The organism is Pseudomonas sp. NPDC089734 (genome assembly GCF_044748865.1).
GTDB lineage: Bacteria > Pseudomonadota > Gammaproteobacteria > Pseudomonadales > Pseudomonadaceae > Aquipseudomonas.
In genome coordinates this window covers 1-21,943 of sequence record NZ_JBIVGV010000016.1, presented here as the reverse complement: position 1 = coordinate 21,943, position 21,943 = coordinate 1, and the positions used below count along the sequence as shown (strand labels likewise).

The window sequence follows — 21,943 nt, the reverse complement described above, 5'->3', positions numbered from 1 at the left end:
ACGATTACATGAAGCGCAAAAATATTCTGTTCATCATGGCCGATCAAATGGCCGCGCCCATGTTGCCGTTCTACGCAACGTCCCCCATCAAGATGCCCAACCTGAGCCGCCTGGCAGCCGAAGGCGTGGTGTTCGATTCGGCCTATTGCAACAGCCCGTTGTGCGCACCCTCCCGATTTACCCTGGTCAGCGGCCAGCTCCCGAGCAGGATCGGCGCCTACGACAACGCGGCGGATTTCCCGGCAGACATTCCGACCTATGCCCATTACCTGCGCGGCCTGGGTTACAGGACGGCGCTGTCGGGCAAGATGCACTTCTGCGGGCCGGATCAGTTGCACGGCTACGAGGAACGACTGACCAGCGATATCTACCCGGCCGACTATGGCTGGGCCGTGAACTGGGACGAGCCGGATGTACGGCCCAGCTGGTATCACAACATGTCGTCGGTCCTTCAGGCCGGGCCATGCGTGCGCACCAATCAGCTGGATTTCGATGAAGAGGTGGTGTTCAAAGCACAGCAGTATCTGTTCGACCATGTGCGCCAGGACGGTGATGCGCCGTTCTGCCTGACGGTTTCCATGACCCATCCTCACGACCCCTACACCATCCCGAAACCCTTCTGGGATATGTACCGCGATGAGGATATTCCGCTGCCGGTGAGCCACGCCGACCAGGAAACGCTGGACCCGCATTCGCAGCGCTTGCTCAAGGTCTACGACCTCTGGGACAAGCCACTGCCTGTGGATAAGATCCGTGACGCTCGCCGCGCCTACTTTGGCGCTTGCAGCTACATCGACCATAACGTCGGCAAGCTGCTGCAAACCCTGGAAGACACCGGTCTGGCTGAAGACACCCTCATTGTGTTCTCGGGCGATCATGGCGACATGCTGGGCGAGCGGGGCCTCTGGTACAAGATGCACTGGTTCGAGATGGCGGCGCGGGTTCCGCTGCTGGTCTACGCTCCGGGGCATTTCAAGGCGGGCCGTGTCAGCGCATCGGTTTCGACCGCCGACCTTCTGCCGACCTTCGTCGAGCTGGCCGGCGGTGAACCGGACCCCGGCCTGCCACTGGACGGCCGCTCGCTGGTGCCACACCTGCAAGGCGAGGGCGGACACGATGAGGTATTCGGCGAATATATGGCCGAAGGCACTACCAGCCCCCTGATGATGATTCGTCGGGGTGCCTACAAATTCATCTATTCGGAACAGGACCCGTGCCTGTTGTTCGATGTGCATAACGACCCAAAGGAACAGGAAGAGCTGAGCCAGTCGTCCGCTCATCAGCCATTGTTCAACGCTTTTCTGGCCGAAGCGCGGGCCAGATGGGACATACCGGCGATACACCATCAGGTGCTCGCCAGCCAGCGCAGGCGGCGCTTCGTCGCGAAAACGCTGGCCATCGGCACGCTGAAGAGTTGGGATCACCAGCCACTGGTCGACGCCAGTCAGCAGTACATGCGCAACCATATCGATCTGGACGATCTGGAGCGCAAGGCACGTTATCCGCAACCTTGAACCCTGCCATCACCGAGAAAACCAAAAAGGGTCACACGCATGAAAAAGTTATCCACAGCACTTGCGGTCGGTGTCATGACGCTCGGCAGCCTGACGGTACAGGCCGCCGACCAGAGTTGCAGCACGGTAAAAATGGCAGATCCGGGCTGGAGCGATATCGCCGCCACCAATGCCATTACCGGGTTGCTGCTCGACGGCATGGGCTACAAGGCCAAGGTCGATACGCTGGCGGTGCCCATTGCATTCGGTGGCCTGAAGGACGGGCAACTGGATGTGTTTCTGGGTAACTGGATGCCTGCGCAACAAGGTTTCTACGACAAGTTCGTGGCGACCGGCGATGTGACTCAACTGGCCAAGAATCTGGACGGCACCGAATTCACCCTGGCCGTACCCGACTACGTCTGGGAGGCTGGTGTGCATGACTTTGCCGACCTGAACGCATTCGCCGACAAGTTCGGCAAGAAGATCTACGGCATCGGTTCCGGCGCACCGGCCAACCTGTCATTGCAGGAAATCATCAAGAAGAACGAATTCGACCTGGGCGACTGGAAGCTGGTGGAGTCCAGTGAACAGGCCATGCTGGCCGAAGTGAATCGCAACGTGAAGAGAAAGGCCTTCGTGGCCTTCCTGGGCTGGACACCGCACCCGATGAACGTGCAGATCAAAGGCATGCGCTACCTCAAGGGCGGCGAGAAATACTTCGGTGACACCGGTGCGGTCTACACCCTGACCCGCAAAGGTTATGCACAGGCCTGCCCGAATGTCGGCAAGCTGCTGACCAACCTGAGCTTCACCCAGGACATGGAAAACAGCATCATGGCCGACGTGGTGAACAGAAAGGTCAGCAACACCGAAGCGGCCAAGGCGTGGATCAATGCCAACCCGGCCGTGCTGGACAAGTGGCTTGATGGCGTGAAGACCATCGATGACAAGGATGCCCTGGCAGCGGTGAAAGCCAAACTGTAGGGGCGAATTCATTCGCGAAACGTCATTGAAGCCAATAGATGTTCTTCAGCTTCACGAGCCTCTCGCGAATAAATTCGCTCCTACTTGCGCTTTGTTTGATGAGAGCGAACACGCCAACCTGTGTACCCTTAACACCAGCAAACCGATCAACGAGGGATTCATGGGTTGGCTCAACCGCCACAAGCTCCTGCCTTTTCTCGCCTGGCTTCCCAGGCAGACCCGCGCCAGCGTCGGCCGTGACGCCCTGGTGGGCTTGAGCGGTGCAATCCTGGCCTTGCCGCAATCCATCGCTTACGCCCTGATCGCGGGCCTGCCTCCGGAATATGGCTTGTATGCCGCCATCGTCCCGGTGCTGATCGCCTGCCTGTGGGGTTCTTCGTGGCACTTGATCTGCGGACCGACGGCGGCGATCTCCATCGTCCTGTACGCCAGTGTCAGCCCCCTGGCCGTCCCGGCCAGTCAGGACTACATCACGCTGATCCTGCTGCTGACCTTCATTGCCGGCGCATTCCAGTTGCTGCTGGGCCTCATGCGCTTCGGCGCACTGGTGAATTTCGTCTCGCACTCCGTGGTGCTGGGTTTCACGCTGGGCGCTGCCATCGTGATTGCATTGGGGCAGATCCCGAACCTGTCCGGCATCGATCTGCCGAGCCAGACCACCGCCCTCAACAGCCTGACAGCGGTTCTGGAGCATGGCCATGAACTCGATACACCATCGCTGATTCTGGGCCTGCTGACCCTGTCGCTGGGCATTGGCCTCAAATACCTGGTCCCACGCTGGCCCACACTGCTGATTGCCCTGGTGTCGAGCAGCCTGCTTGTCTGGCTCTGGCCTTCGATGTTCGGCCATGTGAAGGTGGTCAGGGCGTTTGTCGGTCAATTGCCGCCGTTCAGCCCGCTTTCACTGGATCTGGAGCTGATCCTGAAACTGCTGCCGACCGCCGTTGCAGTGGGCATGCTCGGGCTGGTGAACAGCCTGTCGATCGCCCGCTCGCTGTCGGCACGCTCCCAGCAGTTGATCAACGCCAACCAGGAAGTCCGTGCCCAAGGGCTGTCCAACATGGTTGGCTCACTGTTCTCCGGCTATCTGTCCGCAGGCTCCTTCACCCGGGCCGCGTTGAGCTATGAGGCCGGTGCCTGTTCGCCCCTGGCAGGCGTGTTCTCGGCCTTGTGGGTCACGTTGTTCGCCGTCGCGGGAGCGTCGCTGATTTCGCACATCCCGATCCCGAGCATGGCCGCGTCGATTCTGTTGATCTGCTGGGGACTGGTGGATCGCCGGGGTATTGCCGCGCTGTACCGTGTCAGCCGTTCAGAGTTTTTCGTGATGGCCCTGACCTGCATCGCCACCCTGTTGCTGGAGTTGCAGACGGCTATCTATGCGGGTGTGCTGGCTTCGCTGTTCTTCTACCTCAAGCGAACCTCGCAGCCCATGGTGCAACAATGGCGTGAAGGCGACGAAGACATCATGCGCGTCGGCGGCTCGATTTTCTTCGGTGCCAGCCACTACCTGCAAACCCGTCTGCAACGCACCGAAGGCAAACGGGTCGTGATTGAGGCCCAGCACATCAACTTCATCGACTATTCAGGCGTGGAAATGCTCCATCAGGAGGCCCGGCGCCTGCTCAGGCAGGACCGGACCCTGACGCTGCGACGCGCCCGGCAGCACGTCGTTGAAGAGTTGCAGAAGCTTGAGGGGGCGGAAAAGTGCCCGGTTCTGTTCGAGGATTAGGCCTGCGCCAGTTGACGACGCATTTCGGCCAGCACCTGTGCCGAATCAGGACGTACACCGCGCCATAGCAGGAAGGCTTCGGCAGCCTGCTCGACCAACATGCCCAGGCCATCCACAGCCCGGGCCGCGCCGTGTTCGTTCGCCCAGCGGCAGAAGGCCGTTGGCTCCTTGCCATACATCATGTCGTAGCAGAAGGTGTGGCCCGGTTGAATCAGGCTCGGGGCAATCGGCGGCAGTTCGCCTGACAGGCTGGCTGACGTGGCGTTGATAATCAAGTCCACCGGCTCTTCCAGCCAGTCATAACCACTGGCGAAGACCGGCCCCAGGTCTGCAAAGAGTTGAGCCAGGTTTTCCGCCTTTTCCACCGTGCGGTTGGCGATCACCAGTGCCGAAGGCTTTTCGGCCAGCAATGGCTCCAGTGCTCCCCGAACAGCACCGCCAGCCCCCAGCAGCAGAACACGCTGACCACGCAGGCTGAACCCGTGATTGACCGTCAAATCGCGAACCAGCCCGGCACCGTCAGTGTTATCGCCCAACAGGGTGCCATCGGCCTGCTTGCCCAAGGTATTCACCGCCCCCGCACGCTGGGCGCGCAAGGTCAGGCTGTCGGCAAGGCGATAGGCTTCTTCCTTGAAGGGGACTGTGACGTTGGCTCCCCGGCCAGTCTTGAAAAAGGCCTGGGCGAACGCCGTGAAATCGTCCAGAGGGGCCAGTGCGGTCTGGTAATCCAGTGTTTGCCCGGTCTGCGCGGCAAACAGACGATGGATCAACGGCGACTTGCTGTGGCCGATGGGGTTACCGAAGACGACGTACTGGTCCATTTGGGGTCCTGTTGATCTGTTGGGTCCCCTTCGCGGATAAATCCGCTCCCAAAATCCGTAGGAGCGAATTCATTCGCGAAGGCGGTGTACAAGCTTTTCGCGGATGAATCCGCTCCTACGGGTCAGTCCGCCAGCCAGTCCCGATCCTGCAGGAAATACTCGGTCAGGCGCGCTTCTTCGCTACCCGGCGCAGCCTTCCAGTCATACCCCCAGCGAACCTGCGGCGGCAGGGACATGAGGATCGATTCGGTACGGCCACCCGACTGCAGGCCAAACAGTGTGCCACGGTCATAAACCAGGTTGAACTCGACGTAACGGCCACGGCGGAACTCCTGGAATTCGCGCTGTTGCACGGTATAGGCCGTTGCCTTGCGACGACGCACGATCGGCAGGTAAGCGTTGACGTAAGCGTCACCGATGGCCCGCATGAACGCAAAGCTGGTGTCGAAATCCCACTGGTTCACATCGTCGAAGAACAGACCGCCAATCCCGCGAGGCTCATTGCGATGCTTGAGGTGGAAGTAGCTGTCGCACCAGGCCTTGTAGCGTGGGTAGACGTCATCGCCAAACGGCGCACAGGCGCGCTCGGCGACACGGTGCCAATGCACGCAGTCCTCTTCAACGCCGTAGTAGGGCGTCAGGTCGAAACCGCCGCCAAACCACCAGACAGGCTCTTCGCCTTCCTTTTCGGCAATGAAGAAACGCACGTTGGCGTGGGACGTCGGTACGTGCGGGTTATGCGGGTGAATGACCAGCGAAACGCCCAGGGCTTCGAAGCCGCGCCCGGCCAGTTCTGGCCGGTGAGCGCTGGCCGACGGCGGCAGGTTGCTGCCAAAGACGTGGGAAAAGTTGACACCGCCTTTTTCGATGACCGAACCGTTTTCAATGACCCGGGTGCGTCCGCCACCACCAGCCGGACGTGTCCAGGCATCTTCGACAAAGCGTGCGCTGCCGTCTTCCTGTTCCAGGGCGGTGCAGATGCGGTCTTGCAGGTCGAGCAGGTAGGCTTTTACGGCCTCGGTGCGGGTATTCATGTCGATCCCCAAAGCTGGCTTCAAACGACTGTGCGCCCCCGATGCAGAGGGGTGCAGGCAAATTGGCGCGTAGCATACCACTGGCCGGGCGACCTCCGCTGTTGACGAAGATCACATGAAAGGGTCCGATATCGCCTTTAATGATCTGTTTCGACCTGCATGGAGAGAGCAAATGGCAAAGCGTATCCAGTTCAGCACTGTCGGAGGACCCGAAGTTCTTGAATATGTCGACTTCGAGCCTGCCCAGCCCGGCCCGCAACAGGTACTTGTCCGCAACAAGGCCATTGGCCTGAATTTCATCGACACCTATTACCGCAGCGGCCTGTACCCGGCGCCATCACTGCCTTCAGGGCTGGGCACCGAAGGTGCAGGCATCGTCGAAGCGGTCGGCAATGAAGTGACCCGTTTCAAGGTGGGTGACCGTGTGGCCTATGGCACCGGCCCCCTGGGTGGCTACAGCGAAGTGCATGTGCTGCCAGAAGCCAATCTGGTCAAGCTGGCCGATTCGATCAGTTTCGAGCAGGCCGCCGCAGTCATGCTCAAGGGCCTGACCGTGCAATACCTGCTGCGCCAGACTTACATGGTCAAACCCGGCGAAACCATTCTGTTCCACGCGGCGGCCGGCGGCGTCGGTTCGCTGGCCTGCCAGTGGGCGAAGGCGTTGGGGGCCCAGTTGATCGGCACGGTCAGTTCTGCGGAAAAGGCCGCTCACGCCAAGGCACTCGGTGCCTGGGAAACCATCGACTACAGCCATGAAGACGTGGCCAGCCGGGTTCTGGAACTGACCGATGGCAAGAAATGCCCGGTGGTCTATGACGGCGTCGGTCAGGACACATGGCTGACGTCCCTGGAGTGCGTGGCACCTCGCGGGCTGCTGGTCAGCTTCGGTAATGCCTCCGGCCCCGTTTCAGGTGTGAACCTGGGCATTCTGGCGCAGAAAGGCTCGCTTTACGTGACCCGTCCGACGCTGGCCAGCTACGCCAACAATGCCCAGAACCTGCAATCCATGGCCGACGATCTGTTCGACATGCTCGCCAGCGGCAAGATCAAGGTCAACGACATCCAGCAGTACGCCCTGAAGGATGCCGCCCAGGCGCAGATCGAGCTGTCGGCTCGCCGCACCACGGGTTCGACGATCCTGATTCCTTAACCCGGCCGGACAACCTGCCCGGTCGCGACATCGCGAATCACGCTGGGGTTTCGGCGGCCGCCCAGGCTGCCGCCGAGCACCAGATCGACCTGGCCACGGAAGTATTGCTCGACACGCAACCGTGTGCGGGCAGCCGGGCGACCAGCAGGGTTGGCAGACGTCGAGATCAAAGGCCCAACCAGCGCGCACAGCTCACGCACGGTCGGGTGGTCGGTCACGCGCAGGGCCACGGTTTCGTGAGCACCAGTGATCCACTCGGGCAGCAGATTCTGATGCGGCACCAGCCAGGTGTTGGGGCCGGGCCAGGTGCTGGCCATACGGTCGAGCCACAGTTCGGGGAAGTCCTCGAACAGAAAATCGAACTGACGAATGTTGTCAGCAATCAGAATCAGCCCTTTATCCACAGGCCGCGACTTGATCGCCAGCAGGCGATACACCGCTTCCTCATCCCATGGGTCACACCCAAGCCCCCATACTGCCTCGGTTGGATAGGCAATCACCGCTCCGGCTCGAATATCGCGAGCGGCTTGTTGCACGCGCCAACTGCTGACCATTGATGTCTCTCCGCTAAATCTTGCCGGGCAGTTTAACCTCAGGGTGCCCGTGCGAACCATCGTCCGGCTTCATTGCTGATCCTTCCGTCCAGCTCCAGCTCGGTCAAGGCCGCCAATACGCGAGGTAGCGGCCACTCACTGGCAGCCGCCAGCGCCTCGCTGGTATGGGGAGCCGCGTGCAGGATCGTCAACAGAGGGTGATGCGGGATCGATGGCCCGGACTCAGGTGGCTCAGGTGCTGTGGGAGGCTGAACATGCCAATGCTGCAAGGCTTCGAGAATGTGATCGACCGTTTCGACCAGCACTGCACCGTCACGGATCAACTGGTGGCAACCTCGTGCGCCCGGATGATGGATCGAGCCGGGAATGGCGTAGACCTCTCGACCGTGCTCGGCAGCAAGCCTCGCGGTAATCAGTGAACCACTGCCGACACTGGCTTCCACCACCAGCACGCCCAGGGACAAACCGCTGATGATTCGGTTGCGGCGAGGGAAGTTGCTGGCCTGGGGTCCGGCATCGAGAGGAAACTCGGAAATCACTGCGCTGCCCTGGGCGATCATCTGCGCCGCCAGGTGTCGATGACGCTGTGGATAAAATTTTTCGAGCCCGGTACCCAACACCCCGATGGTGGCCCCGCCAACGTCCAGAGCCCCTTGATGCGCGGCACCGTCGATTCCCAGCGCCAGACCGCTGGTGATGACAAAACCGGCCCCTGCCAGACTGCGCGAAAAAGCGGCTGCCGTGTCCAGACCGGGCCTGGAGGCACGACGGCTGCCGACCATTCCCAGTTGGGGACGCTCCAGGATCGAAGGGTTGCCAGCGATGAACAAAAGGGGAGGTGGATCGGCAATTTCAGACAACAAGGCCGGGTAGCCAGGGTCGTCCCACATCAGTAAATGCTGGGCCGGACGCTCGAGCCAGGCCAATGCAGCACTGGCCCCATCACGCACGGAAGGGTCACGACGAGCTTCGGCACAAGCGCTTGGCAGACCCAGTGCCCGCCATGCACTGGCCGGTGCGGTGAGGGCAGCCGAGGCAGAACCGAAGGCATCGAGGAGTCTGAAAAAACGTTTGGGGCCCACTTCCGGGAGACGGTGCAAACGTAGACGCGCTTCCAGTTCGGCAGGCGAAGGAACAGCTTTTTCAAACAGCGGCATAAGATCGTCCTTGATCCATTACCCTCCTCAAAAGGTGGGCAAACCTGTGGATAACTCTGTTGACAACAATTTGATAAGTGAAATCTCCGGTCTGAAAATCCGTATCAAACCGGAGACATAGCGTTACGGATTACGCACCTTGTCCATAATGGCCAAAGATCTGTTCGCATGCAGGACCAAGGCGTAACTGAGCTTGTCGTAAGTGCGGAAAACCATCAGCATCCCCGACCGTTCATCGGGAATCTTCACCTGCTCGCCCGTCACCCGGTCCCGAACCATTTCACCGGTCTTGTAGATCGCCAGCACGTTGCCTTCGACCAGACCGTCACGTTTGCCCTTGTTGAGCGTGACCACGTCATAGACACCGACCTGTGTCACACCACGGGGTACATCGAGAATCAGGCCGTCGATGGCGCTCTGTGGAGAACTGGGCATGAACGTCGAATTGATGGCCCGCTCTTCGCTGGAAAACAGGCGGTCACCCAGGCGAACTTCCTGAGTCGAGCGTTGCAGCAGCAGGGTGGAGATGTCGCCCTCGGTGGCCACGATTTCACCGCCACCGATATCGTCGGCATTGATGCCCAACACTTCCTTGGTGTCCGGGTCGGTATAAACCTTGCCCTGACGGAAGATGCCGTAGACGGTGTGGTCCGGCTCCAGGGTGCCACGTGCGTAGATGCGGTCGCCCTGCCCGCTGAGCACGCGCTCGGCGTTGCCAGCGACAATGTACGGAGCCTTCTCGAACTGCTCGGCGTTGTCGACGATGCGGTTGCTGATCAGAAACGCATTGATCGCCCCCAGCGGGATGCTCGGAATGGCTTCGATGGTCGGCGTGCTGCGAACACGCGGCGATAACTTGATGGTCCCTCGCGATTCACCGCGATTGAGCACAACACGCGGCTGGCCGTCGACATACACCAGCGACAGGGTGTCACCAGGATAGATGAGGTCGGGATCGCGGACTTGCGGGTTGGCGCGCCATATCTCACGCCATTTCCAGGGCTCGCTCAGAAACTTGCCGGAAATGTCCCAAAGCGTATCACCGGCAACGACGGTATAACTTTGCGGGTGTCCTTCCTTGAGTTGCACTTGCGCCTGAACAAGACCGCTGGCGGTCAAAAGCAGCAGGGCGAGTAGTGATTTCCTCATGCGGTGAATCCCTTTATCATATTGTCTCGCGTGAACATAAGTCCCGTCAGTCAGGGCTGCGCGTTTCGACGCTCCAGACCTGGCAGCCGATTTTGACTTTACCCTACAAGTGCAGCTCTTACGTATATGGCCATTCTAAACATTCTCGAATTTCCCGATTCGCGCCTGCGCACCATCGCCAAGCCTGTGTCGATAGTAGACGACGGCATACGCCAGTTGGTCGACGACATGTTTGAAACCATGTACGAAGCCCCTGGCATCGGTCTGGCTGCAACCCAGGTCAATGTCCACAAGCGTGTGGTCGTGATGGACCTGAGCGAAGACCGTACCGAACCTCGCGTATTCATCAATCCTGAAATCGAAATGCTGACCGATGAAATGGATCAGTATCAGGAAGGCTGCCTCTCGGTGCCCGGTTTCTATGAAAACGTCGACCGCCCGCAAAAGGTCCGTATCAAGGCGCTGGACCGCGATGGCCAGGCCTACGAACTGATTGCCGAAGGTTTGCTGGCCGTCTGCATCCAGCATGAGTGCGATCACCTGAACGGCAAGCTGTTCGTTGATTACCTCTCCAATCTCAAGCGTGACCGGATCAAGAAAAAGCTGGAAAAGCAGCATAGACAAAACGCTTGATTCTCACCCAAAAGGCCTGTGAAAGGCCTTTTCTTTTTTACAGAACGAGAAGTCCATGACTGAGCCACTGCGCATCGTTTTCGCCGGTACTCCGGAATTTGCCGCCGAGCACTTGAAAGCCCTGCTCGACAGCCCTCACCAGATCATCGCGGTCTACACCCAGCCTGATCGCCCGGCCGGTCGTGGACAAAAACTGATGCCCAGCCCGGTCAAGCAACTGGCGCTGCAGCATGGCCTTCAAGTGCTGCAACCGCCCACCCTGCGCGACGCAGCCGCTCAGCAGGAACTGGCGGCGCTCAAGCCGGATTTGATGGTGGTGGTCGCCTATGGCCTGATCCTGCCACAAGTGGTGCTGGATATTCCGCGTCTGGGCTGCATCAACAGCCACGCCTCCCTGCTGCCACGCTGGCGCGGCGCGGCACCGATCCAGCGTGCGGTACAGGCGGGCGATGCCGAAAGCGGTGTGACCGTCATGCGCATGGAGGCCGGTCTGGATACCGGTCCGATGCTGCTCAAGGTCAGCACGCCCATCACGGCAGAAGATACCGGCGGCACCTTGCATGATCGCCTTGCCGAACTCGGCCCCCCCGCTGTTCTGCAAGCCATCACCGGTCTGGCGGATGGCTCGCTCGCAGGCGAAGTCCAGGACGACAGCCTGGCGACTTATGCTCACAAATTGAACAAGGACGAAGCCCGTATCGACTGGAGCCGCCCGGCAGTTGAGCTGGAACGCCTGATCCGTGCCTTCAATCCGTGGCCGATCTGCCACAGCACCTTGAACGAAGAAGCGCTCAAAGTGCTGGCCGCCAGCCTGGCCGAAGGCCAGGGCGCGCCAGGCACTATTCTGGGTGCCAGCAAGGACGGCCTGATCGTCGCCTGTGGACAAGGCGCCTTGCGCCTCACCCGTCTGCAGTTGCCCGGCGGCAAGCCGCTGAACTTCACCGACCTGTTCAACAGCCGTCGCGAGAAATTCGCCACGGGCACGGTATTGGGCCAATGAACCCGCGTCTGGCCGCCGCCAGGGCACTGGCGGCCGTATTGAACGGCAAGGCTTCACTGAACAGTTCGCTGCCGACGCAGCTGGAAAAAGTCGAGCTTCGGGATCGCGGGCTGACTCAGGATCTGGCTTTCGGTACCGCACGCTGGCAACCACGCCTGTCGGCGCTGGCGGCCAAATTGTTGCAAAAGCCCTTCAAGGCAGCCGATACCGATGTCGAAGCGTTGCTGCTGGTCGGGCTTTATCAACTGCTCTACAGCCGCATTCCCGCCCACGCGGCCATCGGTGAAACGGTCGGTTGTGCCGACAAGCTGAAAAAGCCCTGGGCCAAGGCATTGCTCAACGCAGTGCTGCGTCGCGCCCAACGCGAAAGCGAAGCCTTGCTGGCTGAGCTGGAACACGACCCGATGGTCCGCACCTCTCACCCGCGCTGGCTGCAAAAAGCCCTGAAAGCCGCATGGCCGGAGCACTGGGAAGCGATCTGCGCGGCCAACAACGCGCATCCCCCGATGATTCTGCGGGTCAACCGTCGTCATAACAGCCGTGCTCAATATCTTGAGTTGCTGAGCAACGCAGGTATCGAAGCCACCGCCTGCACGTTCAGCCAGGACGGCATTCTTCTGGCCGAACCGGGGGATATTCGCTCGCTGCCCGGCTTCGCCGAAGGCTGGATCAGCGTGCAGGATGAAGCCGCACAACTGGCAGCCGATCTGCTGGAGCTGGCTCCCGGTCAACGTGTGCTGGATGCCTGCTGCGCACCGGGCGGCAAGACCTGCCACCTGCTGGAAGTGCAGCCGCAACTCAGTGGCGTGGTGGCCGTGGATCTGGAAGCCAAGCGGCTGGTGCGGGTTCGTGAAAACCTCGACCGCCTGGGGCTGGATGCCGAACTGATCGCCGCCGACGCCAGGGAAACCACCCAATGGTGGGACGGCAAGCCCTTCCAGCGCATCCTGCTGGACGCACCGTGCTCGGCAACCGGCGTGATTCGTCGTCACCCGGATATCAAGCTGACCCGTCAGGCCGATGACATCCCGGCTCTGGCCACACTGCAAGGCGAGTTGCTGGACGCGCTCTGGCCAACGCTGCAGGTCGGCGGGATCCTGGTGTATGCCACCTGCTCGACACTGCCCACGGAAAACACCGAAGTGATCGAAGCCTTTCTTGCCCGGACCACCGGTGCCCGAGAGCTGGACATCGCCGGGCAGAACGGCGGACAACCTGCGGGCATCAAACAGCCCCACGGGCGTCAGTTGCTGGCACAGGAAGGTGGGCATGATGGCTTCTATTACGCCAAACTGATCAAGATTGCAGCGTCGGCCTGACAGGGAGATAGCCGTTGAAAATCATCATCCTGGGTGCAGGGCAGGTTGGCGGTACGCTGGCCGAGCATTTGGCCAGTGAAGCCAACGACATCACGGTCGTGGACACCGATGGTGACCGGCTGCGCGACCTGGGCGACCGGCTGGATATCCGCACGGTGCAGGGTAGAGGCTCGTTTCCCACGGTACTGCGTCAGGCCGGGGCCGACGATGCCGACATGCTGGTGGCGGTCACCAACAGCGATGAAACCAATATGGTTGCCTGTCAGGTGGCCTACACGCTGTTTCATACGCCGACCAAGATTGCCCGTGTCCGCGAAGGGGCCTATCTGACCCGTGCCGACCTGTTCGATAACGACGCCATTCCGGTGGATGTATTGATCAGCCCGGAACAGGTGGTGACCAATTACATCAAGCGTCTGGTGGAATACCCCGGTGCCCTTCAGGTGATCGACTTTGCCGAAGGCAAGGCACAGCTGGTCGCTGTGCGGGCCTACTACGGCGGGCCGCTGGTCGGTCAGAAACTGCGCCAGCTGCGGGCGCACATGCCCAATGTCGATACCCGCGTGGCCGCCATCTTTCGCCGCGACCACCCGATAACCCCGCACGGCGACACGGTTATCGAAGCCGATGACGAAGTGTTCTTCATCGCCGCCAAAGCCCACATTCGTGCCGTGATGGGCGAGATGCGACGCCTGGACGAAAGCTATAAGCGAATCGTCATTGCAGGCGGTGGCAACATTGGCGAGCGCCTGGCCGAAGCCATCGAAAGTCGCTATCAGGTCAAGATCATCGAGATGAACGCGGCCCGTTGCCGTCACCTCTCGGAAACCCTCAACGACACCGTCGTGCTGCAAGGCAGCTCTTCGGATCGCGACCTGCTGATGGAGGAGAACATCGGCAACACCGACCTGTTCCTGGCACTGACCAACGACGACGAGGCCAACATCATGTCGTCGTTGCTGGCCAAGCGGATGGGCGCACGCAAGGTGGTCACACTGATCAACAACCCGGCGTACGTGGATCTGGTGCAGGGCGGTGAAATCGATATCGCCGTCAGCCCTCAACTGGCAACCATCGGCACCTTGCTGACCCACGTACGACGTGGGGATATCGTCAGCGTGCATTCGCTGCGCAGGGGAGCGGCCGAAGCCATCGAGGTCGTCGCCCACGGCGATGCCAAATCCAGCAAGGTCATCGGCAAGGCCATCAAGGATATTTCGCTACCGCAGGGCACCACGATCGGCGCCATCATCCGCGACGAGGAAGTCCTGATCGCCCACGACATCACCGTGATCGAATCCGGCGACCACGTGATCATGTTCCTTGTGGATAAAAAGTACATCCGCGATGTGGAGCGGCTGTTTCAGGTAGGGCTGAGCTTCTTCTGACGTGCAGGAGCGAATTTATTCGCGAAGCCTGGATTCGCGAATGAATTCGCTCCTACAGATCAATACCAGCGGGCCTCACCCTCTGGGCGCTTCTTGAAGCGTTTCATCGTCCACATGTACTGGCTCGGGTAAGCCCGTACATATTTCTCCACCACCTGGCTCATGGCGGCCGCCGAGGTTTCGGTGTCGGTGCTGTACATGGCTTCAGGCGCGGCTTCCAGCACCACCTTGTAACCGGAACCGTCCGGCAGGCGCATGGCGTGCAGGAAGACGCCCACGGCCTTGCCACCCGCCAGCATGTTGGGCACGAACTTGCTGGTCAGGGCCTGAGTGCCGCAGAAGGGCACGAAGATGCCAGCCGATTCTGCCGGCTCCGGATCCGCAGGAATCCCCACTGAACCGCCCTTGCGCACTTCCTTGATGACACTGAGGATGCCTTCCTTGGTCGAAGCCGCGACGCGGTTGCCCAACTGAACCCGTTGCTTGCGCAGCAGCTCGTCCACCGCCTTCAACTTGGGCGGGCGATAGAAAATGATCGGTTTGCACTGGTTGCAATAGAAGTGATTGAGCACTTCCCAGTTGCCCAGGTGGCTGGTGATACCGACCACGCCCTTGCCGGAAGCCAGTGCATCGGTGAGCACATCGAGGCCTTCGACTTCGCGCACCAGATCGATGGATTTCTGTGCAGGCCAGATCCAGGCGCAAGCGCTTTCGGTCAGGGTCTTGCCGATATCCATCAGGCTGCGCCCCACCAGTCGGTCGAGTTCGGCCTCGTTCAATTCGGGGAAGCATTTGGACAGGTTGATCCGCGCCACTTCGCGCGAGCGGTTGGGAAGCTTCCACATCAGCCAGCCAATCGCTGTGCCCACCCATTGCACGGCACGCCAGGGCAGCAGGGCAAACAACCGCAACGCCCCGACAATCATGGCACCTTTGAACTTATCCACAGATCACTCCCACATTCTCGAGGTCGGCATTGTAACCTTCAACGCACCAGAGTCGCGTACCGATGACAATCGGTGGTGTGGTCCATGACCATGCCGCTCGACTGCATGTAGGCGTAACAAATCGTCGGACCCACGAAGGTAAAACCGGCTTTTTTCAGCGCCTTGCTCATGGCTTCGGCTTCCGGCGTGATGGCCGGGACCTCGCTGCGTTCCTTGAAGTGGTTGACCTTCTGTTGCCCTCCGACAAACGACCAGAGAAACCCGACTGGATCGTCCAGCTTCAACCAGGCCTGGGCATTGCGGCGGGCAGCATTGAGCTTGAGCCGGTTGCGAATGATGCCCGGCTCTTGCATCAGAACCTCAATCTCCGCATCGGTCATGGCCGCGATACGGTGGACATCAAAACCGAACATGACCTCGCGATAACGCGCACGTTTTTTCAAAACCGTGATCCAGGAAAGACCGGCCTGGAACCCTTCAAGCAAAAGCAACTCGAAGAGCTTCTGCGCATCGCGCAGCGGCACTCCCCATTCCTGATCGTGATAAGCGATATAAAGTGGGTCTTCATTGCACCAAAAGCAGCGAGTCATAGGCCTCCCAAGGGTGGACGTGCAGCCGAATCGGGTATACTCCCGCTCTTTAAATCGCAGCCCAGCACAGGTGAATTTTGTGAGCCAGCCTACGCCAGCCGTGCGTACCTTCCAAGACTTGATCCTCGCCCTCCAGCAATACTGGGCAGAACAAGGTTGCGTGGTACTTCAGCCCTACGATATGGAAGTAGGCGCCGGCACTTTCCACACTGCCACGTTTCTGCGCGCCGTCGGCCCGGAAACCTGGAACGCCGCCTACGTACAGCCAAGCCGTCGCCCGACTGACGGCCGCTACGGCGAAAACCCGAACCGCCTCCAGCATTACTATCAGTTCCAGGTGATCCTGAAACCGAACCCGGACAACTTCCAGGAACTGTACCTGGGCTCGCTCAAGCACATCGGCCTCGACCCGTTGGTGCATGACGTCCGTTTCGTCGAAGACAACTGGGAATCGCCGACTCTGGGCGCCTGGGGTCTGGGCTGGGAAATCTGGCTCAACGGCATGGAAGTCTCGCAGTTCACCTACTTCCAGCAGGTCGGTGGCCTGGAGTGCTATCCGGTGACCGGCGAAATCACCTATGGCCTTGAGCGCCTGGCCATGTACCAGCAGGGCGTTGACTCGGTCTACGACCTGGTCTGGGCTGACGGTCCGTTCGGCAAGGTGACTTACGGCGATGTGTTCCACCAGAACGAAGTGGAGCAATCGACCTACAACTTCGAGCACGCCAACGTCGAAAAACTGTTCGAGCTGTTCGACTTCTATGAAAGCGAAGCCGCTCGCCTGATCGAGCTTGAGCTGCCACTGCCAAGCTATGAAATGGTGCTCAAGGCCTCGCACACCTTCAACCTGCTGGATGCGCGCCGGGCCATTTCCGTGACGGCACGTCAGCAATACATCCTGCGCGTGCGCACGCTTGCCCGCTCTGTCGCCCAGAGCTACCTGCAAGCCCGGGCCAAGCTTGGCTTCCCGATGGCGCCGCCCGATCTACGCGATGAAGTGTTGGCTAAGCTGGAGGCTGCACAATGAGTGCTCAAGATTTTCTGGTCGAACTGGGCACTGAAGAACTGCCACCCAAGACCCTCAGTTCCCTGGGCGATGCCTTTCTGGCCGGTATCGAGAAAGGCCTGCAAACCGCTGGCCTGACCTACAGTGCCAAACAGATTTACGCCGCCCCGCGTCGTCTGGCCGTCCTCATCACCGGTCTGGCCACTCAACAACCGGATCGCAGCGTCAATCTGGACGGCCCTCCACGTCAGGCCGCTTTCGACGCGGAAGGCAATCCGACCCAGGCCGCTCTGGGCTTTGCCAAGAAATGTGGCGTCGATCTGAGTGAAATCGACCAGACCGGCCCAAAACTGCGTTACAGCCAGAACATCATCGGCAAACCGACCGCCACGCTGCTGCCGACCATTGTCGAAGATTCGCTGAACGACCTGCCAATCGCCAAGCGCATGCGTTGGGGCGCTCGCAAGGAAGAGTTCGTACGTCCGACCCAATGGCTGGTCATGCTACTGGGCGATCAGGTGGTCGACTGCACGATCCTGGCCCAGAAAGCCGGTCGTCATTCCCGCGGCCATCGCTTCCATCATCCTGAAGACGTGCGCATTGCCTCGCCTGCCAGTTACCTGAGCGACCTGCGTGCAGCCAATGTACTGGCCGACTTCAACGAACGTCGCCAGATCATCAGCAAGCGCGTCGATGAGCTGGCCGCTCAGCAGGAAGGCACGGCCATCGTGCCTCCAAGCCTGCTGGACGAAGTGGCCGGTCTGGTCGAGTGGCCGGTTCCGTTGGTCTGCTCGTTCGAGGAGCGTTTCCTCGAGGTGCCTCAGGAAGCCCTGATCACCACCATGCAGGACAACCAGAAGTATTTCTGCCTGCTGGACAGCGAAGGCAAGTTGCTGCCGCGCTTCATCACGGTTGCCAACATCGAGAGCAAGGACCCGGCGCAGATCATCGCCGGTAACGAGAAGGTGGTTCGTCCACGTCTGACCGATGCCGAATTCTTCTTCAAGCAGGACAAGAAGCAGAAGCTGGAAACCTTCAACGAGCGCCTGAAGAATGTCGTGTTCCAGGCCCAACTGGGCAGCGTGTTCGACAAGGCCGAGCGCGTTTCCAAACTGGCCGCATTCATCGCTCCGCGCATTGGCGGCGACGCACAACGTGCCGCACGTGCCGGTCTGCTGTGCAAATGCGACCTGGCGACCGAGATGGTCGGTGAGTTCCCGGAAATGCAGGGCATCGCCGGTTACTACTACGCCAAGGCCGATGGTGAAGCGGAAGACGTCGCACTGGCGCTCAACGAGCAGTACATGCCACGTGGTGCCGGTGCAGAACTGCCAACCACGTTGACCGGCTCTGCCGTGGCCATCGCCGATAAACTCGACACACTGGTCGGCATCTTCGGTATCGGCATGCTGCCGACCGGTAGCAAGGACCCGTATGCCTTGCGCCGTGCGGCTCTGGGTATCCTGCGCATCCTGATCGACAAGCAACTGGACCTGGACCTGATCGAAACCGTGAAATTCGCGGTCGGCCAGTTCGGTGCCAAGGTCAAGGCTGCCGGCTTGTCCGAGCAAGTGCTGGAGTTCATCTTCGATCGCCTGCGTGCGCGCTACGAAGACGAAGGCGTCGAAGTGGCAGTCTACCTGTCGGTCCGTGCCTTGCAGCCGGGTTCCGCTCTGGACTTCGATCAACGGGTCCAGGCTGTCCAGGCCTTCCGCAAGCTGCCACAGGCCGCCGCACTGGCCGCCGTGAACAAGCGTGTATCGAACATCCTGAGCAAGGCCGAGGGCAGCATTCCTCAGAACGTCGAGCCCAAGTATTTCGACAACGCCAACGAGTTCTCCCTGTACTCGGCCATTCAGCAGGCCGACCACGCCGTGCAACCCATGGCGGCAGACCGTCAGTACAGCGAATCGCTGGCACGCCTGGCGACCCTGCGCGAACCTGTGGATGCCTTCTTCGAGGCGGTGATGGTCAATGCCGATGATGCCAATGTGCGTGCCAACCGTTACGCATTGCTGGCTCGTCTGCGTGGCCTGTTCCTCGGCGTTGCCGATATCTCGCTGCTAGGCTGAGGAATCGATATTGAAACTGCTGATTCTCGATCGGGACGGAGTCATCAACCATGACTCCGACGCTTACATCAAGTCGGTGGAGGAGTGGGTTCCCATTCCAGGCTCGATCGAGGCCATCGCAGCATTGAGCAAGGCGGGCTGGACGGTGGCGATTGCCACCAACCAGTCCGGCATTGCCCGAGGTTATTACGATCTGGCAACCCTGGATGCCATGCATGTGCGCTTGCGCGAGCTGGTGGCAGAGCAGGGTGGCGAGGTCGGCTTGATCGTTTATTGCCCGCACGGGCCGGATGAAGGCTGTGATTGCCGCAAACCCAAACCCGGTATGTTGCAGACCATCGCCAATCATTACGCAACAGACCTTAAGGGTCTATGGTTTGTGGGCGACAGCAAGGGTGACCTGCAAGCCGCTTTGGCCGTCGACTCTCAACCTGTTTTGGTAATGACCGGTAAAGGCCGCAGAACAATAGACGGCGCAGTGCCTGCCGGCACTTTGATTTTTGACGATCTCGCGGCAGTGGCCGCAGAACTTATCCACACGAGCGTTTCGCTGTAAGCCCTCAGGTTCAACGGCACGCTCAATGAGCGGGCATTTGCCCGTACGGTAAAAGCAACTATGTCGATCATCCAGGCAATCAGGATCTTTTTCTTTTACCTGTTGCTAGGCACCAGCTCTCTGCTGTGGTGCACACTGAGTTTCTTCATCGCACCTTTTCTGCCGTTCAAAGCCCGTTATCGATTCATCAATGTCTATTGGTGCCGTTGCGCCATCTGGCTGACCCGTGTGTTCCTGAATATCCGGGTTGAAGTGACCGGGGCGGAAAATGTTCCAAAAACTCCCTGTGTGATCATTTCCAACCACCAGAGCACCTGGGAGACCTTCTTTCTCTCCGCTTACTTCGAGCCGCTGAGCCAGGTCTTGAAGCGTGAGCTGCTGTACGTGCCGTTCTTCGGTTGGGCCATGGCCATGCTGCGCCCTATCGCCATCGACCGCGAAAACCCCAAGGCCGCACTCAAGCAGATAGCCCAGAAGGGCGACGAGCTGCTCAAGGACGGCATCTGGGTCCTGATCTTCCCGGAAGGCACCCGCGTTCCTTACGGCCAGATCGGCAAGTTCTCCCGTGGCGGCACAGCGCTGGCCGTCAATGCCGAACTGCCGGTGCTGCCTGTTGCACACAACGCCGGCAAATACTGGCCGAAAGAAGGCTGGGCGAAAAAACCTGGCACCATTCAGGTCGTGATCGGCGAACCCATGTATGCCGAAGGCACAGGCCCACGCGCCATTGCGGCGCTCAACGACCGTGTCCAGGCCTGGAATGAAGCAACCCAGACGTCTTTGGGAGCAGACCTTGCACCGGTGTCGAACACCGAAAAAGCCGAAGCCTAATTTTGTGGATAACCTGTGCACCATTTTTGAGAAAATGTTGAGAATCAAAGCTAAGTCATTAATTTTATTACTTATTTCTCAAGCTCATTAGTGAGCTAAAAACGTGCATAAGTTTTGCGAGTAGATAGAAAGCCGACCTTTAGGGTCGGCTTTTTAGTGGACGAAAGCTCTAGATCGACAAGGAAGAAAAAATGGAAAACTCAAGAGTGTTCGGGGTAGCAGCTTTTGGTCTGCTATGCGGATTTATACTCGGGTACTTATTAGTGTTAGTGCTGAACCAAGTGAGACAATGGATTGCGTTGCACGACTCACCTGCTGCCAAAGAGTTTTCCACCTATGCCTACTGGATCCTTGCAGGAGGCACATTTGTCGCTTTGTACATGGGATATGTCAGACACAGCCTGATGGGAAACAGTATTCTTTCGACTGTGGGCTTTTATGCTGGTCTCCTCATTCCTTTCATACTGAAATCAAGAATCAGGGATTTCGCTGAAAAGCTGCTCCCTGAACCAGACGTATTAGAGGCCTCCGTAGAGCAAGGCTTATCTGCAACTAACGATGAAAACCCCATAATCCGCCAATCGCTGACAGAACGCCTTCTTTCGAGTGAAGTGCTTTCAATCATGGCATTGATGCTGTGGATAATTTCGCTATTTTTGCCGGTAGCTGTGAGTAGCAAAAATGAAATCACACCGGGCTGGCTCGCTCTGTATATGGGTTGGGCTGGGATCGGAATCTTTCAGTTCGCCTGGTTTGCAAACCCATTCTTCCTGATAAGTCTTATACGCCTTCAGATTTCGCGTAGTGCAGTAGAGCTTGCTGTCATAGCACTACTGCTGTCGCTCAACACATTCACATTCCCCGCGCATGTATTTGGAGTTTACGGCTATGGCTGGGGAATGATTCTTTGGTTTCTAGCAATAGCATTGATGGTTGCCGCCGCCGGTGCTTTTGAAATCAAAAACGGTAAAGAGACTGGAGTGGACAAGGGAGGGTGGCTACGTCCCGTCGGTATCGGCCTCGCTATGCTGATAGCCAGCATAACTATTTCGCTCTCAATTCATGACCACATGAATGCAAACAGCGAAGATAAAAAGCGCCTTGTGAACATTGCCATAAAACGAAATTCGTCTGAAAAAGATGGCCCACATCTATAGCACAAGCGTCGATGACAGCGGCTAGTCCTGTGAAAATAAGGGTGTCGCATAAGCCAAGATCCGCTTGCGGCTGTGCTCCAGAGAAAATTTCAGTTTTGTCTGGACTACACAGTTTTTCTTCACTGGGCCCAGAAAGTTTTAAGAATGGTCGAATTTCTCCAATTTTTCTTAACTGGCTGTCTAGTCCTGAAATAGGTTTACACCTGTTCAGAGTTCAGATAAGCCAATATGCCTCCCAGACGTGCTCCGGCCTTGTCGGAACAATCTGGCTTGGGCCGGGCTTGAGTAAGTTGGGATGGCGGTAGAAGCGATGAAAGCTTTGTGTTGTCTTGTGGTAGGCCTGCTTAGGCAGCACTAGCAAACGGTGCTC

General features: G+C 59.1%; 20 protein-coding genes and 1 pseudogene. 13 read left to right on the top strand and 8 right to left on the bottom strand.

Annotated features, from left to right (window positions below; translation table 11 throughout):
- The first annotated feature begins 8 nt into the window (after positions 1–8).
- The 3 genes from betC (at position 9) to ACIPY9_RS18895 (ending at position 4,209) form a co-directional block, all read left to right on the top strand.
- Positions 9–1,514, top strand: coding sequence for a choline-sulfatase (betC, locus tag ACIPY9_RS18905; RefSeq protein WP_400704721.1), 1,506 nt, complete (start codon positions 9–11; stop codon positions 1,512–1,514).
- Positions 1,515–1,553: 39 nt separating this feature from the next.
- Positions 1,554–2,480, top strand: a complete 927-nt coding sequence (gene choX, locus ACIPY9_RS18900; RefSeq protein WP_400704718.1) for a choline ABC transporter substrate-binding protein — start codon at positions 1,554–1,556, stop codon at positions 2,478–2,480.
- 160 nt (positions 2,481–2,640) lie between these two features.
- Entirely contained in the window at positions 2,641–4,209 is a 1,569-nt protein-coding gene (locus tag ACIPY9_RS18895; RefSeq protein WP_400704715.1) for a SulP family inorganic anion transporter, read from the top strand.
- Here the strand turns inward: ACIPY9_RS18895 and aroE are convergent.
- A complete protein-coding gene (aroE, locus tag ACIPY9_RS18890; protein WP_400704712.1) occupies positions 4,206–5,030 on the bottom strand; it encodes a shikimate dehydrogenase in 825 nt (274 codons plus the stop codon). The two genes, ACIPY9_RS18895 and aroE, sit on opposite strands and share 4 nt — an antisense overlap.
- A 122-nt stretch (positions 5,031–5,152) precedes the next feature.
- On the bottom strand, positions 5,153–6,064 hold the full coding sequence (hemF, locus tag ACIPY9_RS18885) for an oxygen-dependent coproporphyrinogen oxidase (RefSeq protein WP_400704709.1): 912 nt from the start codon (positions 6,062–6,064) through the stop codon (positions 5,153–5,155).
- 172 nt (positions 6,065–6,236) lie between these two features.
- Between hemF and ACIPY9_RS18880 the strand changes: the two genes are divergently transcribed.
- Positions 6,237–7,214 carry an NADPH:quinone reductase gene (locus ACIPY9_RS18880; RefSeq protein ID WP_400704706.1) on the top strand — a complete coding sequence of 326 codons (978 nt, stop codon included), beginning with the start codon at positions 6,237–6,239 and terminating at the stop codon, positions 7,212–7,214.
- On the opposite strand, the gene ACIPY9_RS18875 is transcribed toward ACIPY9_RS18880, so the two are convergent.
- The 3 genes from ACIPY9_RS18875 to ACIPY9_RS18865 all read right to left on the bottom strand — a co-directional run bounded on the left by ACIPY9_RS18875 (position 7,211) and on the right by ACIPY9_RS18865 (position 10,074).
- A complete protein-coding gene (locus ACIPY9_RS18875; RefSeq protein ID WP_400704703.1) occupies positions 7,211–7,768 on the bottom strand; it encodes an L-threonylcarbamoyladenylate synthase in 558 nt (185 codons plus the stop codon). The two genes, ACIPY9_RS18880 and ACIPY9_RS18875, sit on opposite strands and share 4 nt — an antisense overlap.
- A gap of 38 nt (positions 7,769–7,806) precedes the next feature.
- Complete coding sequence (gene dprA, locus ACIPY9_RS18870) at positions 7,807–8,925, bottom strand: DNA-processing protein DprA (RefSeq protein ID WP_400704700.1); 1,119 nt, start codon at positions 8,923–8,925, stop codon at positions 7,807–7,809.
- Between the two features lie 123 nt (positions 8,926–9,048).
- Positions 9,049–10,074 (bottom strand): LysM peptidoglycan-binding domain-containing protein, encoded by a 1,026-nt coding sequence (locus ACIPY9_RS18865; protein WP_400704697.1) that lies wholly within the window; start codon positions 10,072–10,074, stop codon positions 9,049–9,051.
- 126 nt (positions 10,075–10,200) lie between these two features.
- On the opposite strand from ACIPY9_RS18865, the gene def reads away from it, so the two are divergent.
- The 4 genes from def to trkA are packed head-to-tail and all read left to right on the top strand — an operon-like array spanning position 10,201 to position 14,414.
- Entirely contained in the window at positions 10,201–10,707 is a 507-nt protein-coding gene (gene def, locus ACIPY9_RS18860; protein ID WP_400704694.1) for a peptide deformylase, read from the top strand.
- A gap of 55 nt (positions 10,708–10,762) precedes the next feature.
- Positions 10,763–11,707: a methionyl-tRNA formyltransferase gene (gene fmt / locus ACIPY9_RS18855; RefSeq protein WP_400704691.1), complete on the top strand. Its 945-nt coding sequence runs from the start codon at positions 10,763–10,765 to the stop codon at positions 11,705–11,707.
- A complete protein-coding gene (gene rsmB / locus ACIPY9_RS18850) occupies positions 11,704–13,026 on the top strand; it encodes a 16S rRNA (cytosine(967)-C(5))-methyltransferase RsmB (protein WP_400704688.1) in 1,323 nt (440 codons plus the stop codon). Before fmt ends, rsmB begins: the two co-directional genes overlap by 4 nt.
- Positions 13,027–13,040: 14 nt before the next feature.
- Entirely contained in the window at positions 13,041–14,414 is a 1,374-nt protein-coding gene (trkA, locus tag ACIPY9_RS18845; protein WP_400704685.1) for a Trk system potassium transporter TrkA, read from the top strand.
- A gap of 59 nt (positions 14,415–14,473) precedes the next feature.
- Here trkA and ACIPY9_RS18840 read toward each other — a convergent pair whose 3' ends face one another.
- The gene (locus ACIPY9_RS18840; RefSeq protein WP_400704682.1) at positions 14,474–15,361 is read right to left on the bottom strand and encodes a lysophospholipid acyltransferase; all 888 of its coding nucleotides are present in this window, start codon (positions 15,359–15,361) and stop codon (positions 14,474–14,476) included.
- A 38-nt stretch (positions 15,362–15,399) separates the two neighbouring features.
- Positions 15,400–15,951 (bottom strand): DNA-3-methyladenine glycosylase I, encoded by a 552-nt coding sequence (locus tag ACIPY9_RS18835; protein WP_400704679.1) that lies wholly within the window; start codon positions 15,949–15,951, stop codon positions 15,400–15,402.
- 79 nt (positions 15,952–16,030) lie between these two features.
- On the opposite strand from ACIPY9_RS18835, the gene glyQ reads away from it, so the two are divergent.
- The 5 genes from glyQ (at position 16,031) to ACIPY9_RS18810 (ending at position 21,573) form a co-directional block, all read left to right on the top strand.
- The gene (gene glyQ, locus ACIPY9_RS18830; RefSeq protein WP_122315186.1) at positions 16,031–16,978 is read left to right on the top strand and encodes a glycine--tRNA ligase subunit alpha; all 948 of its coding nucleotides are present in this window, start codon (positions 16,031–16,033) and stop codon (positions 16,976–16,978) included.
- Positions 16,975–19,029 (top strand): glycine--tRNA ligase subunit beta, encoded by a 2,055-nt coding sequence (gene glyS, locus ACIPY9_RS18825; protein WP_400704676.1) that lies wholly within the window; start codon positions 16,975–16,977, stop codon positions 19,027–19,029. The genes glyQ and glyS overlap by 4 nt, the downstream gene beginning before the upstream one ends.
- A 10-nt stretch (positions 19,030–19,039) precedes the next feature.
- Entirely contained in the window at positions 19,040–19,585 is a 546-nt protein-coding gene (gmhB, locus tag ACIPY9_RS18820) for a D-glycero-beta-D-manno-heptose 1,7-bisphosphate 7-phosphatase (RefSeq protein ID WP_400704673.1), read from the top strand.
- 60 nt (positions 19,586–19,645) lie between these two features.
- On the top strand, positions 19,646–20,416 hold the full coding sequence (locus ACIPY9_RS18815) for a lysophospholipid acyltransferase family protein (RefSeq protein ID WP_400704670.1): 771 nt from the start codon (positions 19,646–19,648) through the stop codon (positions 20,414–20,416).
- Positions 20,417–20,607: 191 nt separating this feature from the next.
- Positions 20,608–21,573, top strand: coding sequence for a hypothetical protein (locus ACIPY9_RS18810; protein WP_400704667.1), 966 nt, complete (start codon positions 20,608–20,610; stop codon positions 21,571–21,573).
- Positions 21,574–21,802: 229 nt separating this feature from the next.
- On the opposite strand, the pseudogene ACIPY9_RS18805 reads toward ACIPY9_RS18810, so the two are convergent.
- A pseudogene (locus tag ACIPY9_RS18805) lies at positions 21,803–21,943 on the bottom strand (IS3 family transposase); the annotation flags it as partial.